Here is a 13,434-nt window from a genome sequence, read left to right on the forward strand (position 1 = left end):
CACTAATTCTAGAAACACCCGAAAATGAACATCCTGATAATTGGTTCCGGAGGCCGTGAGCACGCATTCACCTACATGATCAGCCAGAGTGATCACTGTGAGAATTTATACGTAGCACCTGGTAATGCCGGTACTGAAGCCATAGCGACTAATCTGCCACTTTCGGTAACCGATTTTGACGCGATCAAAGCTGCGGTTCTGGAGCATCAGATCGATATGCTGGTTGTTGGCCCTGAAGATCCGCTGGTCCAGGGAATCTATGATTTCTTCAAGGCCGACGAAGCACTACAAGGAGTACGGGTGGTAGGTCCTTCTGCTAAGGGAGCTCAATTGGAAGGCAGTAAAGAGGCTGCCAAGGAATTCATGAGCCGCCACCAAATCCCTACTGCGGCCTATCAGAGTTTTACCGCTGAAACTTTGGAAGCGGGAAAGCAATTTCTGGAAACACTCAATGCGCCTTACGTCCTTAAAGCAGATGGCTTAGCGGCAGGTAAAGGAGTGCTTATTCTAAATGATCTGGATCAAGCCAAGATAGAATTGGAGCAGATGTTGGCCGAGGCTAAGTTTGGAGCGGCCAGCAGCAAGGTGGTCATTGAAGAGTTCCTTTCAGGGATAGAGCTTAGTGTCTTTGTGCTTACAGATGGAAGCAGCTATAAGGTATTGCCAACCGCCAAGGATTATAAACGTATAGGCGAAGGCGATACAGGTCTGAATACCGGTGGGATGGGAGCCATCTCGCCTGTTCCATTTGCCACAGAGGAGTTCATGCAAAAGATCGAAGATCGCATAGTTAAGCCTACAGTTGAAGGAATCAAAAAGGAAGGTATCGTATATAATGGTTTTGTCTTCATCGGTTTGATCAAAGTAGGAGATGATCCCTATGTGATCGAGTACAATGTCCGGATGGGAGATCCTGAGACCGAGGCGGTACTACCGAGAATTAAAACTGATCTTGTCGAGCTACTGATGGCAACTACAGATGGAAAGTTGGATGAGATAGAATTGGAAATGGATTCCCGGTCAGCATCTACGGTGATCCTGGTTTCAGGAGGATATCCGGAAAGTTACGAGAAAGGCAAGGCCATCGACGGATTGGATCGAGTAGATGGTTCCATCGTTTTCCATGCCGGCACAAAAAAAGATGGTGATCAGGTTGTAACCAGCGGTGGTCGTGTCTTGGCCATAACCAGCTTGCACCAAGACTTTAGACAAGGCCTAAGTAAGTCCTATACAGAAATAGAGAAGATTTCCTTCGATAAGATGAACTATCGAAAGGATATAGGATTTGATCTTTAGAACAGGGAGTTTATCCCAGATAGGAGTGTGAAGTCTGAGAGCGGTCCTCTTCACCACGTTCATTGATGGCTTTCAACTCTCTCATCCAATAGATAAAGGCAACGAAACCGATCAGTAGAAACAACCAAGACATTACGTTGGCTCCCCACCAGCTGCTGAGTTCCATACTTCTAAGGGCTTCGAATGGGGCAAAAGCGACTTCTTCGAAAAATGACTGGATACCTTCAAAAAAACCTTTCCAAGACATAACGGTATATTTATATTGCAAAAGTATAAATAAAGCCAAATGCTCACAAGCTTTTTTGGGAATTCCAAGCCGGTAACCCTGGTTATAGCCATTGCGTATATGCTTGTGTTCTACTTGCTCTCCTTTTGGCTTTTTGACAGCCTCCCACAGGATGGCCAAGCATGGTTGAGATTAGCTGCCCTGGGAGTCGCATTGGTGATGGCTATGTTGGTCTTCAATTTCATCATTCGGAAGAATGTGTTGACCGCAGGGAACAGTTTCGGTATTATTGCTATGGCGGTATTGATATCGCTCATCCCTGTACTTCTGCATGGCTGGGATAAGGTTTGGTCTGTCTTATGTCTGCTTTTTGCCTGCCGGCGAATCTTTAGTTTGCGATCTGAGCGCAATCTGGAGCGAAAAATATTAGATGCTTCTCTTTGGATAGGAATAGCAGGCTTGTTCAGTTCTGCCAGCGTGTTATTTGTCTTTCCGCTGTTCTGGTCTATTTCGATGAGAAGCTTCAGTGTACCTAGACTCTATATCATTCCATTGTTTGGCCTGGGTTCGGTTGGGGTTCTGGCTTGGACCTATTCCCTGCTTCGGTATGGAGATAATTCATGGTTGAATGGACGGTTACCTGAATTGAGTTTTGATCTTTCGCCTTATTTGGAATGGCCCTTGATCTACTCCGTAATGACCCTGATGATATTACTGCTGCTGGTCGGACTATTTCTCGCAATCACTTACAATCGAGAAGCGCGCAAGGACAGACCGACCATTCTACTTTATGGAATATGTATCGTAACCCTCTTGTTGATAGGTGCCTTATCTGGCAAGTTTGACGGAACCGAGTGGCTATTTCCGGCGATTTTACTGGGAGTGGGATGGGGGAATCTGATCGACCGACTAAAGCGCAAGGAATTCAAGGAAGTGGTACTCTGGTTGTTGTTACTCTTACCTTTACTACCCTATTTGATCAAAATATCCGGGCTTCAACAGTCCTAAAAGAGGTTTAAACAGGAAAAAATAGGGTAACTTTGCCATTTAGCAATTACTATTATTCTTATTCCATATTTCGTTTATGTTTACGCAGTCGGCCAATCAGCTCTTTCAAGAAGTTATCAAGAAGTACCACGTCCTGGACAGTGTGGACCAACCCTTTGAAAATCCGTACGATGCCGGCCAGGATCTTTTAAATCATCTGCTTTATCGCAAGTGTTGGATTGATACTGTGCAATGGCATTATGAGGACATCATCCGGGACCCTAACATAGACCCGGTGGCTGCCCTGACCCTAAAGCGCCAGATCGATGCCTCCAACCAGGACCGAACAGACACGGTAGAGTATATCGATAGCTACTTTTTAGAAAAGTATGATGATGTAACTGTCGATGCCAATGCAAGGATCAATACAGAAAGCCCCGCCTGGGGCATTGATCGTCTATCCATACTTGCGCTGAAGATATATCATATGAACGAAGAAGCTACCCGGACAGACGCTTCCCAAGAGCACAGGGATGCCTGTCAGAAGAAACTGGATGTACTGCTGGAACAGCGGGTAGACCTAAGTACGGCCATTGAGCAACTTCTGGACGATATCGCTCATGGTCGCAAGTACATGAAGGTGTACAAACAGATGAAGATGTATAACGACGACGAGCTAAACCCGGTTCTTCGCCAACAGAAATAGAACATGCCCGGACAGGATCATATCGGGATCATACGGTTGTCGGCCCTTGGTGATGTGGCCATGACCGTTCCCGTGATCAGGGTTCTTCGCGCTACTTATCCCAATCTTGAAATTACCATTATTTCGAGATCCTTCTTTAAACCATTTTTCCAGGAGCTGGATGGTGTTCATTTTATTGAGGCCGACGTTAAAGGCGAGCATAAGGGTATCCCCGGACTGCTTAAATTGGCCGGTCTTATCCGTCAGTCCGGAGTGACCGCAGTAGCCGATCTGCACGATGTGATCCGATCTAAGATATTGGTCACCTCTTTGCGATCAAGGGGACTACGCTGTGCGGTGATCGATAAAGGCAGGAAAGAAAAAAGACAACTTATCCGAAACAAGGGGGCCAAATTAGCCAATCTGAAAAGCACCCACCAGCGTTATGCGGATGTTTTGGCCGGACTCGGTTACCCTATCGATCTGGACAAGCACCAATATCCACAAAGACCTTCCCTGACCCCACGTCTTTCTAACTGGATCAATGCGGATGGTAACAAGTTAATTGGGATCGCTCCTTTTGCCGCTTATCGCTCTAAGACCTATCCCCTGGACCTGATGCATGAAGTTCTTTCTGGTTTGGATCAGAAGGGTAAATACCAGATTCTGTTATTTGGTGGAGGAAAACAAGAAGTAGAACAATTGGACGCCCTGGCTAATGGCCTTGACTCTGTAGTCAGTGTTGCGGGAAGAATGACCCTGGCAGAGGAGTTGATCCTGATTGCTAATCTGGATCTGATGGTGGCTATGGACAGTGGCAATGGTCACCTAGCGGCTATGTTCGATCTACCCGTGATAACTCTTTGGGGGGTTACCCATCCTGCAGCCGGTTTTACACCTTTTGGTCAGTCTGCGGATAACCAATTACTCAGCGACAGGGAGCAGTTCCCGCTTATCCCAACTTCGGTCTATGGGAACAAGTATCCTGAAAGTTATATGGAAGTGATGAGGACGATCAGCCCCGAGCAAATTGCAACACTGATTAGCAAAAGGCTGAGCTAGTTAGACATCGTCGTAATCCACAACCACTTTTTGGGTAACTGGAACGGCCTGGCAGGTCAGCACTAATCCATCTGCTACTTCGGCATCGGTCAGGATCTGGTTCTTCTGCATTTCTGCACGTCCTTCGGTCACCTTGGCAATACAAGAACTACAGATACCACCCTGGCAGCTGTAGGGAGCATCTATACCCTGGTCTAATACAGCCTGAAGGATAGTTGTACCAGAAGTACAGCTGAAATTATCTGTTTCATCATCTACGATCACCGTCATCTCGATCTGACCTTCTGCTCCTGCAACTTCTTCTCCTTCTTCGGAGGCCGTGAAGCGCTCAAATAAAATGGCGTCTTGATCAATTCCTCTTTCGGCGAGGGTGTCTGCGACCTCATCGATCATTTCACCCGGACCACAAATAAAGAATTTGTCAAAGTTCCATTCGCTGTATTTATTCTTCAGCAAATAATTGACCACTGACCGTTGGATCCGTCCAAAAAGCGCATTGTTTTGCTTTTCACGGCTGTACATCCATTCTATCTTGAACCGTTCCGGGTAGCTAGTAAGTAGTTCCTCGAGGTCGGAACGGAACATGGTATCGTTTAAGCTGCGATTACCATATACCAGAACGAACTTATTCAGATCACTGGCCTTTAGTGCCGATTTGATCATGGATAGTACCGGGGTAATTCCACTGCCCGAAGCAAAGGCACAATAGGTGCCAGACTCCACGGAAGGATCCAGCACGAATCTGCCTTCCGGAAGGTGCACCGATAGCTGATCACCAACAGCTAGCTGATCATTTACAAAGCTCGAAAACACTCCATTTGGCACCTTTTTAACGCCTACTTCCAGGGCGGTTTGCTCAGAGGCTGAGCAAATGGAATAAGCACGTCGCACTGACTGTCCACCGATCTCGGTCTCCAGACTCAGATACTGACCGGGTAAGAATGAAAAATCGGACTTAAGGTCCGCAGGAATATCCAGTGTCAGACGGACAGAGTCCGGAGTCAACCGCTGAATGGCAGACACTTTTAGGGCGTGAAATTGATTCATGACAATTTTTTTGGCAAAAATAAGTAAACTAGGGCAGCTAAATGGGTTTTTGACAGCCTGGTCTGTTTAGTTTGCAAAAATCGCTGTCAAGCCTTGTAAAACGGCTAATTTTTACCCCATTAAGGGCTATAATTCAAAAAGAAACGTATTTTTACCCTCCCTTGGTATTTTCTTAAATCCCGGGCATACTAAAATGGTTTCATTTTAGTTAGTATCATACCAAACCGATAAATTTTGAGGTTCGCCAAGCTATTCTTTTCCAGCCTGCTGATCGTATTATTACTCGCGGCTTGTTCTCGCAAAAAGAGCACCTTCTTTACTCGTAATTATCACGCCGTAACGGCGGAGTATAATGCTTTGTACAATGGTAATAATGCCTTTGTAGATGGTCAGGAACAACTGGCCAACGCCTATCGGGATAATTACTGGGAGATCCTTCCCATCGAGCGTATGGAGCAGGAGGACGAGGAAACCAAACCGGGATACGATAAGAACCCGAATTTTGAACGTGCTGAGGAAAAGGCTACCAAGGCCATTCAGAAACATTCTATCGTAGTAGACGACAAAGAGCACAATCCACAGATCGACGAGGCTTATATCCTTTTAGGAAAGGCCAGGTATTTTGACGGACGATTCATCCCTGCCCTGGATGCTTTCAACTATGTGCTGAACCGCTATCCTACCAGTAACAATATCAATCGTGCCAAGATGTGGAAGGCCAAGACCAATATCCGTCTGCGATATGAAGAGATTGCCTTGCGGGACCTGGGCGGTTTGATCAATGCTGTGGATAACAAGAACATCAAGATGAAGGATGATGAGTATGCCGATGCCAATGCTATTATGGCCCAAGCCTGGGTCAACCTGGATTCACTGGAGGCTGCTCTACCTTACATAAAGATAGCTTCAGAAGTTGTGCCAGACAACGAACTCAAAGGCCGGTATTCCTACATCAAAGGTCAGATCTATGATCGTTTATCTGAAGTAGACAGCACCAGGGCCGCCTACAGAGATAGTGCGAATATGGCCTATGATGAGGTGATTGCGCTCAACCGGAAATCACCTAGGGTATATATGATCAATGCGTATATATCCAAGGCGAAGAACTTTGACTACGAAGGCGGAGACCGGATTGCCTTTTTGGAACTCTTGGAAGACCTGGAAGAGAACTGGGAGAACCGACCATATCTGGACAAGATCTACAATCAGATCGGGGAGTATTACCTTAAGACGGAGAATGTTGATACGGCCGTGGCTTACTTCAACAGATCCATCCGAGCCTATGATCAGGACCGTACCTTACAATCTGTCAATTACAACACTTTGGCCGAGATCAATTTCGATGCGGCGGACTATAAGACCGCTGGAGCTTATTATGATTCTACTCTTGCCTTTGTCGAGCCAAAATCCAAAGTGGGACGGAGAGTCCAAAAGAAAAGAGATAACCTGGAAGTGGTCATCAAGTTGGAGGAGTTTACTACGGTAACGGATTCTATTCTCAAGATCGCCAATATGAGCGAAGAAGATCAACTGAGGTACTTCACCTTCTATACTGATGAACTTCGCGCCAAGGCCATAGCGGATTCTGTGGAAAGGGCTAATGAGGATCGAGAGAAGATTGCAAACCAGGAATTCTACAGCAAACCTGCCAATAAGGAGAAGAGCAGCGGCCCTAACGCCGGCCCATTCTATTTTTATAATACCTCCACGGTAGCCTACGGAAAGCAACAGTTCCGTAATATTTGGGGAGATAGAAAGCTGGAAGACGGTTGGCGTATCTCTAGCAGTACACCTAAATTCAAAGAAGAGGGTCAGTTGGCTAAAGAATTACAAGAACCGACCATTGCAGGGAATCCCCTCTACGATCCTGAGACTTACCTGGTTCAGATCCCCAAGGATAGAAAGATCATCGATTCTCTAGCACGTGAAAGGGACATGGCCTACTATGAATTAGGTCTGATCTACAAAGAGAAGTTCAAGGAGCTCCCCCTGGCAGCCGACCGTTTTGAGACCTTGCTGGGTCACGAACCCATAGAACGATTGATACTTCCGGTCAATTACAACTTATATAAGATCTACGAGGAGTTGGAAAGACCGGCCCTTGGAGAACCTTACAAGAACAGAATATTGGACGATTTCCCGGATTCCCGATATGCATCCATCATCCGAAACCCGGAACAAGTGGTCGATCTGGAAGAATCCGCACCGGAGTACAAGTACAACCAACTATATAAGCGGTTTGAGGCCTTTGAGTATACGGAAGTGATCCATCTATGCGACAAGTATGTTTCTGAATATTTTGGGGATCCTATCGTTCCTAAGTTCGAATTCCTTAAAGCAACAGCGCTAGGGCGCAGGAACGGTTTTGAATCCTATAAATACAGCATCAATTATGTAGCTACTACCTATCCCAACACAGACGAAGGACGCCAAGCCAGGGAAATCTACGCCACTACGATTCCAGCTTTGGAAAAGAAGGATTTCAAACCGGAATCCGGTAATGAAAAATGGAAAGTGGTCTATCGATTCGATAAGGACGAGCGGGAAGAGGCAGAGGAGCTCTTGCTAAAACTCAAAGAGTCCATTGCCTATTACAATAATCAGCGGGATATGAAGGCATCTCTGGACTATTATGACCAGGAGAATTGGTTTGTAGTCCTTCATGGATTGCGCACCAAGCTTGGTGCAAGGAACAGGGCAGATGCTCTGAGTGAAAACAAAAACTTTAAGATCACCCATCCATTCTTCGAAATTTCAACTCCCAACTATAAGATCATTCAAGTACACAAAAACCTGAAGGAGTATCTGGCATCAGATCCAACTCTGCAAGAAAACGGTAATCCCCAAAAGTAAAACACGATGTTTTCAGACAAAAACAAGAGGACTATGGAACAAGCAGCAAGTCAAAACAGAATTAACGAAGGGACCAAATTAAAAGGAGATATCGTTTCCAGCGGTTTCTTCAGAATTGACGGAAGGATAGAGGGCAACATAACCAATCCGTCTAAAATTGTTTTAGGGAAGACCGGGGTTATTGTAGGTAAGATGATCTGCCAGGACGCCGATATAGAAGGCCGCTTTGAAGGCAATCTGGAAGTTGCCGGAACCCTATCGCTAAAGTCTTCTGCTCATATCCAGGGTGATGTGATCGTTGGGAAATTGGCAGTTGAGCCGGGTGCTACTTTTAATGCGACCTGTAAAATGCTGGATGGAAAAGCACCTAAGGCCAGTGTAACTGATACCAACCAGGTAGCATCTGACAACCGGCAAGAAAAATCACACCCTTTTGACCGATCCAAACGCATCCAAAAGACCAAAGCGGAACAGTAGGCTCAATGCTTACGCCCGTTTTTCGGGGATTGCCTTCCAAATGATAGCCATCATCCTGATAGGTACTTACGGAGGTTTAAAATTGGATGAGATGTATCCCAATCAATACAGTCTTTATACCGTCATTGGGAGCTTGCTATCAGTTGGATTGGCCATGTACTACGTGATTCGCCAAGTGAACAGACCTGGTAAAGGACCGGATAAACCTGCATCATGAGAGCATTGATCAATTCTTTATTGAAATTCCTGGCACTGGCTGTAGTCCTATTCGGAGTTCACTGGTATGTGATCTATCAGTTCTTTCTGGATTTGCCCACTTACTTCTCCTTACCGGTGATCTACATCTTTAATGTTTTGATGGTGATAGTGGTGCTTTCTATTGTGATTTTAAAGGTTAGCAAGGGGTACAAAACAGGCTACAAACTGTTTATGATCCTCACCCTGGTCAAGATGCTTTTGGCCATCGTTTTTCTACTACCACTTTTCTTTGGAAAGGCGGTAAATCCCAAGGTCGATGTGATCAATTTTTTTATTCCCTATTTTTTCTTCCTAGCCTTTGAAATCTGGACGTTAAACGTTTTTTTTCAGAAGCTTGAATCAAAATAGTTTTTAGTTTGTCAATTCATTTAGTATTAGTATTTTTGCACCGAATTTCAGGAACGCAAAAGAACGACTTTGAAAACAGAAAATTTCCGCTCTCTTAAAATCCTTCTTCTAGGGATTTTTATTAGCCTGATCAGCTCACCTGCTTTTGCAACTTCCAAATCTACCGAAGGGGAAGAATTTAATGTCTCGGAAACCATCATGCACCACATCGGTGACACCCACGATTTTCACATCATGGATTGGGATGGGCATGCGATATCTATACCACTACCGGTAATACTTTGGACAGACAACGGACTGGTGACCTTTATGTCCAGTGAGTTTCATCACGATGATACAGGAAGCTACATTGTAGAAAAGAACGGCCTTCGTTTAGTAAAGCATCATGAGACCATTTATGTAGCCAATGCTGAGGCAGGCAAGGATGGAAGTTATGTGACCCTGGACGAAACAGGACACGCCCTGAATATTGCTCCACTGGATCTGTCGATCACCAAGCTGGTGTTTTCCATGTTTCTATCCATGATACTGTTGATCTTGATCTTCGGATTATCAGCCAAGTGTTATAAAAGCAATGGAGTCCCAAAAGGCATCGCCAAGTTCACTGAGCCTCTGGTTGTCTTTATTCGTGATGAGGTAGCTATACCTAATATAGGAGAGAAGCACTACCGTCGCTTCCTGCCTTTTTTGTTGACCCTTTTCTTCTTTATCTGGATCAACAACCTGATGGGGCTGATCCCATTCTTCCCCTTCAGCGCTAACCTGAGTGGTAATATTGCCTTTACCTTGGTTTTGGCCCTGATCACCTTTATAATTACTACAGTAAACGGAAACAAGAATTATTGGGAGCACATCTTCTGGATGCCCGGTCTTCCTGTTCCGATGAAAATATTCCTGGCCCCCATCGAATTCATGGGGATCTTTATCAAGCCTGTTTCCCTGATGATCCGTTTATTCGCGAATATCACGGCCGGGCACATTATCGTATTGAGTTTGATCTCCTTGATCTTTATCGCTAAGAGTGTATGGGTGGCACCTGCTTCCATCTTCTTCTCGGTATTCATCAGCGTGATCGAGGTGCTGGTTGTCGCCATCCAGGCCTACATATTTACCCTGTTGTCTGCCCTGTATATCGGGTCGGCATTAGAAGAACACGAACATTAATTAATCTTTAATAATAAACACTATGAGTTTAGCATTGTTACAGGAAGCAGCTGCCGCCGTAGATTACGGTGCATTTGCTGCGATCGGAGCCGGACTTGCTGCAATCGGTGCCGGTATCGGTATTGGTAAAATTGGAGGATCTGCAATGGACGCCATTGCTCGTCAACCAGAGATGCAAGGTAAGATCCAAGGATCTGCGATCGTAATCCTGGCCTTCGTGGAAGCGGTTGCGCTTTTCGCGGTGGTTGTATCACTTATTAAGTAAGGAAATCTGGCGCAACGGTTGGTTGCGCCACTTTCCCTTTTTGTTTCATTAAAGATTACACGATAAAAGAGATATGGATTTAGTTACCCCTGATGTTGGATTACTTTTCTGGACCACCCTCTCGTTTTTGGTCCTGTTGTTCCTGTTGCGCAAGTTCGCATGGAAACCCATTCTGAAATCCGTTAACGACAGAGAGCAGTCTATCGAGGATGCCTTGGCCGCCGCGGAGAATGCCAAAAAGGAAATGGAGAATCTGACAGCCGACAACGAGCGTATCCTTAAGGAGGCTCGTGCAGAGCGTGAAACTATGTTGAAAGAAGCTCGTGAGCTGAAGACCAAGATGATCTCTGACGCCAAGGACGAGGCCAAGGATGCTGCCGATAAGATGATCGCCCAAGCACAAGCCGCTATCGAGAACGAGAAGAAAGGTGCCATGGCCGAGTTGAAGAATCAGGTTGCTGCACTTTCTGTTGACATTGCGGAGAAAGTGGTTAAAACAGAATTGGCTGATAAGGACAAGCAACTCAAATTGGTTGAGAATATGCTTGGTGACGCCAAGTTAAACTAAGAGTCCCATGAGCGGAAGTAAAGTAGCAGGAAGATACGCCAAAGCAATTCTGGATCAGGCACAAGAGGCCGGGGTTCAGGATGCGGTCTTTACGGACATGCAGAGCATTGCCCAAACCATAGACGGCAGTAAGGAACTGCGCCTGATGTTACAGAGCCCGGTCATCAAGATCGACGATAAGAAAGAAGCATTGGAAAAGATCTTTTCCAATTCTGCTTCTTTGACTCAGGATTTATTCAGGGTCTTGGCCATCAACGAGCGTATGCAAGCCTTGCGCTATGTGGCCGCCCGTTACATTGACCTGTATAACGAGGAAAAGGGTATTCAGGTAGCTCATGTTACAACCGCCGTGGAGTTGAGCGAAGGCCTGGAGAAGGAAGTGCTTAATAAAGTATGTGAACTGACCGGTAGTAATAACGTGACCATCGAAAATAAAATTGACCCATCTATAATCGGAGGATTTATTCTCCGAGTTGGTGACCTGCAGTACAATGCGAGTATCGCTAATCAATTGGGAAGTCTGAAAAGAGAATTTAGTAAAAGTTTGTAACCTCAGATCTGCAGGTTAAGCAGATCATTCTAAATAGAACAAGAAAATGGCAGAAGTTAAACCAGCTGAAGTTTCAGCGATCTTAAAGCAACAACTTTCAGGATTTGAAGCCAGCGCTTCATTGGATGAAGTAGGTACCGTACTAACTGTTGGTGACGGTATTGCTCGTGTTTATGGACTATCCAATGCCCAGTACGGGGAATTGGTAGAGTTTGAGAACGGACTAGAAGCAATCGTATTGAACCTGGAAGAAGACAATGTTGGGGTAGTACTACTTGGAGCATCAACAGACATCAAAGAAGGTGCTACTGTAAAGCGAACTCAGCGTATTGCCTCCATCAATGTAGGAGAAGGAATTGTTGGACGTGTGGTTAACACCTTGGGTGAGCCTATCGACGGTAAAGGGCCAATCTCCGGTGAAACCTTCGAAATGCCATTGGAAAGAAAAGCCCCTGGGGTAATCTTCCGTCAACCGGTAAATGAGCCACTACAGACGGGTATTAAGTCTGTAGACGCCATGATCCCGATCGGAAGAGGCCAGCGGGAATTGGTGATTGGTGACCGTCAAACTGGTAAGACTACGGTTTGTATCGATACCATCATCAACCAGAAAGAATTCTTCGATGCTGGAGAGCCAGTTTACTGTATCTATGTTGCAGTAGGACAGAAGGCATCTACAGTAGCTAACATCGCCCGTATCCTGGAAGAGAAAGGCGCCTTGGCTTATACAACCATCGTTGCGGCTAACGCTTCCGATCCTGCTCCTATGCAGGTGTACGCTCCTTTTGCCGGAGCTGCTATCGGTGAGTACTTCCGTGACACTGGACGTCCTGCACTTATCATTTATGATGATCTGTCCAAGCAGGCCGTTGCCTACCGCGAGGTATCCCTGTTGCTTCGTCGTCCACCGGGACGTGAGGCCTATCCTGGAGACGTTTTCTACCTACACTCTCGTCTACTGGAGCGTGCGGCCAAAGTGATCAATGACGACCAGATCGCCAAGGATATGAACGACCTTCCTGCTTCTCTTAAAGACAAAGTGAAAGGTGGAGGATCATTGACTGCTCTTCCAATTATCGAAACTCAGGCTGGTGATGTTTCTGCTTATATCCCTACTAACGTGATCTCCATTACCGATGGACAGATCTTCCTAGAGTCTGACCTGTTCAACTCTGGGGTACGTCCTGCGATCAACGTTGGTATCTCTGTATCGCGTGTGGGTGGATCTGCCCAGATCAAGTCCATGAAGAAAGTTGCTGGTACCTTGAAGTTGGACCAGGCTCAGTATCGTGAGCTGGAGGCCTTTGCCAAATTTGGTTCTGACCTGGATGCCGCTACCATGAACGTTATTTCCAAAGGAAAGCGTAACGTGGAGATCCTGAAGCAAAATCAGAATGATCCATTTACCGTAGAAGATCAGATCGCGATCATCTATGCTGGTTCAAAGAACCTGCTTAGAGATGTACCTGTTGAACGAGTAAAGGAATTTGAGCGCGATTATATCGAAGTGCTTAATGCCAAGCACCGTGGAACCTTGGATACTTTGAAAGCCGGAAAACTAACGGACGAAGTAACTGATACTTTGACCCAGGTTGCCGGAGACTTGTCCAAGCAGTACGCTGGATAAACTAAATTGTTGCTAACCCGA

Annotated in this window: 15 protein-coding genes; 13 read left to right on the forward strand and 2 right to left on the reverse strand. The window is 45.8% G+C overall.

Annotated elements, in window-relative coordinates:
• Positions 1–24: 24 nt before the first annotated feature.
• On the forward strand, positions 25–1,296 hold the full coding sequence (gene purD, locus BST85_RS11820) for a phosphoribosylamine--glycine ligase (protein WP_104813440.1): 1,272 nt from the start codon (positions 25–27) through the stop codon (positions 1,294–1,296).
• Between the two features lie 10 nt (positions 1,297–1,306).
• Here the strand turns inward: purD and BST85_RS11825 are convergent, their stop codons facing one another.
• Positions 1,307–1,543: a DUF6341 family protein gene (locus BST85_RS11825; protein ID WP_104813441.1), complete on the reverse strand. Its 237-nt coding sequence runs from the start codon at positions 1,541–1,543 to the stop codon at positions 1,307–1,309.
• A gap of 39 nt (positions 1,544–1,582) precedes the next feature.
• On the opposite strand from BST85_RS11825, the gene BST85_RS11830 reads away from it, so the two are divergent.
• The 3 genes from BST85_RS11830 to BST85_RS11840 all read left to right on the forward strand — a co-directional run bounded on the left by BST85_RS11830 (position 1,583) and on the right by BST85_RS11840 (position 4,256).
• A complete protein-coding gene (locus BST85_RS11830) occupies positions 1,583–2,530 on the forward strand; it encodes a hypothetical protein (RefSeq protein WP_104813442.1) in 948 nt (315 codons plus the stop codon).
• A gap of 76 nt (positions 2,531–2,606) precedes the next feature.
• Positions 2,607–3,215, forward strand: coding sequence for a DUF4254 domain-containing protein (locus BST85_RS11835; RefSeq protein WP_104813443.1), 609 nt, complete (start codon positions 2,607–2,609; stop codon positions 3,213–3,215).
• A gap of 3 nt (positions 3,216–3,218) precedes the next feature.
• The gene (locus BST85_RS11840; RefSeq protein WP_104813444.1) at positions 3,219–4,256 is read left to right on the forward strand and encodes a glycosyltransferase family 9 protein; all 1,038 of its coding nucleotides are present in this window, start codon (positions 3,219–3,221) and stop codon (positions 4,254–4,256) included.
• On the opposite strand, the gene BST85_RS11845 is transcribed toward BST85_RS11840, so the two are convergent.
• Positions 4,257–5,303: a ferredoxin--NADP reductase gene (locus tag BST85_RS11845; RefSeq protein WP_104813445.1), complete on the reverse strand. Its 1,047-nt coding sequence runs from the start codon at positions 5,301–5,303 to the stop codon at positions 4,257–4,259. It lies immediately after the preceding gene.
• A gap of 234 nt (positions 5,304–5,537) precedes the next feature.
• Between BST85_RS11845 and porW the strand changes: the two genes are divergently transcribed.
• The 9 genes from porW (at position 5,538) to atpA (ending at position 13,413) form a co-directional block, all read left to right on the forward strand.
• Positions 5,538–8,156, forward strand: a complete 2,619-nt coding sequence (porW, locus tag BST85_RS11850) for a type IX secretion system periplasmic lipoprotein PorW/SprE (protein ID WP_104813446.1) — start codon at positions 5,538–5,540, stop codon at positions 8,154–8,156.
• A 33-nt stretch (positions 8,157–8,189) separates the two neighbouring features.
• On the forward strand, positions 8,190–8,633 hold the full coding sequence (locus BST85_RS11855) for a bactofilin family protein (protein WP_245917688.1): 444 nt from the start codon (positions 8,190–8,192) through the stop codon (positions 8,631–8,633).
• Positions 8,590–8,850, forward strand: a complete 261-nt coding sequence (locus BST85_RS11860; RefSeq protein ID WP_281259716.1) for an AtpZ/AtpI family protein — start codon at positions 8,590–8,592, stop codon at positions 8,848–8,850. Before BST85_RS11855 ends, BST85_RS11860 begins: the two co-directional genes overlap by 44 nt.
• On the forward strand, positions 8,847–9,239 hold the full coding sequence (locus BST85_RS11865) for a hypothetical protein (RefSeq protein WP_146090715.1): 393 nt from the start codon (positions 8,847–8,849) through the stop codon (positions 9,237–9,239). The genes BST85_RS11860 and BST85_RS11865 overlap by 4 nt, the downstream gene beginning before the upstream one ends.
• A 69-nt stretch (positions 9,240–9,308) precedes the next feature.
• Entirely contained in the window at positions 9,309–10,403 is a 1,095-nt protein-coding gene (gene atpB, locus BST85_RS11870; RefSeq protein WP_104813450.1) for a F0F1 ATP synthase subunit A, read from the forward strand.
• A gap of 22 nt (positions 10,404–10,425) precedes the next feature.
• Positions 10,426–10,668 carry an ATP synthase F0 subunit C gene (gene atpE / locus BST85_RS11875; protein ID WP_104813451.1) on the forward strand — a complete coding sequence of 81 codons (243 nt, stop codon included), beginning with the start codon at positions 10,426–10,428 and terminating at the stop codon, positions 10,666–10,668.
• Between the two features lie 73 nt (positions 10,669–10,741).
• Entirely contained in the window at positions 10,742–11,236 is a 495-nt protein-coding gene (locus tag BST85_RS11880) for a F0F1 ATP synthase subunit B (protein WP_104813452.1), read from the forward strand.
• Between the two features lie 7 nt (positions 11,237–11,243).
• Entirely contained in the window at positions 11,244–11,786 is a 543-nt protein-coding gene (atpH, locus tag BST85_RS11885; protein WP_104813453.1) for an ATP synthase F1 subunit delta, read from the forward strand.
• Between the two features lie 46 nt (positions 11,787–11,832).
• The gene (gene atpA, locus BST85_RS11890; RefSeq protein ID WP_104813454.1) at positions 11,833–13,413 is read left to right on the forward strand and encodes a F0F1 ATP synthase subunit alpha; all 1,581 of its coding nucleotides are present in this window, start codon (positions 11,833–11,835) and stop codon (positions 13,411–13,413) included.
• Positions 13,414–13,434: the final 21 nt, after the last annotated feature.

Source organism: Aureitalea marina (assembly GCF_002943755.1).
Lineage (GTDB): Bacteria > Bacteroidota > Bacteroidia > Flavobacteriales > Flavobacteriaceae > Aureitalea > Aureitalea marina.

Excerpts from the sequence above, each read along its gene's own strand:
- BST85_RS11855 (WP_245917688.1), top strand. The coding sequence starts at position 8,190 with ATGGAACAAGCAGCAAGTCAAAACAGAATTAACGAAGGGACCAAATTA.
- BST85_RS11830 (WP_104813442.1), top strand. The coding sequence starts at position 1,583 with ATGCTCACAAGCTTTTTTGGGAATTCCAAGCCGGTAACCCTGGTTATA.
- atpA (WP_104813454.1), top strand. The coding sequence starts at position 11,833 with ATGGCAGAAGTTAAACCAGCTGAAGTTTCAGCGATCTTAAAGCAACAA.
- atpH (WP_104813453.1), top strand. The coding sequence starts at position 11,244 with ATGAGCGGAAGTAAAGTAGCAGGAAGATACGCCAAAGCAATTCTGGAT.
- BST85_RS11835 (WP_104813443.1), top strand. The coding sequence starts at position 2,607 with ATGTTTACGCAGTCGGCCAATCAGCTCTTTCAAGAAGTTATCAAGAAG.
- BST85_RS11845 (WP_104813445.1), bottom strand. The coding sequence starts at position 5,303 with ATGAATCAATTTCACGCCCTAAAAGTGTCTGCCATTCAGCGGTTGACT.
- purD (WP_104813440.1), top strand. The coding sequence starts at position 25 with ATGAACATCCTGATAATTGGTTCCGGAGGCCGTGAGCACGCATTCACC.
- atpE (WP_104813451.1), top strand. The coding sequence starts at position 10,426 with ATGAGTTTAGCATTGTTACAGGAAGCAGCTGCCGCCGTAGATTACGGT.
- BST85_RS11880 (WP_104813452.1), top strand. The coding sequence starts at position 10,742 with ATGGATTTAGTTACCCCTGATGTTGGATTACTTTTCTGGACCACCCTC.
- BST85_RS11840 (WP_104813444.1), top strand. The coding sequence starts at position 3,219 with ATGCCCGGACAGGATCATATCGGGATCATACGGTTGTCGGCCCTTGGT.
- BST85_RS11865 (WP_146090715.1), top strand. The coding sequence starts at position 8,847 with ATGAGAGCATTGATCAATTCTTTATTGAAATTCCTGGCACTGGCTGTA.
- BST85_RS11825 (WP_104813441.1), bottom strand. The coding sequence starts at position 1,543 with ATGTCTTGGAAAGGTTTTTTTGAAGGTATCCAGTCATTTTTCGAAGAA.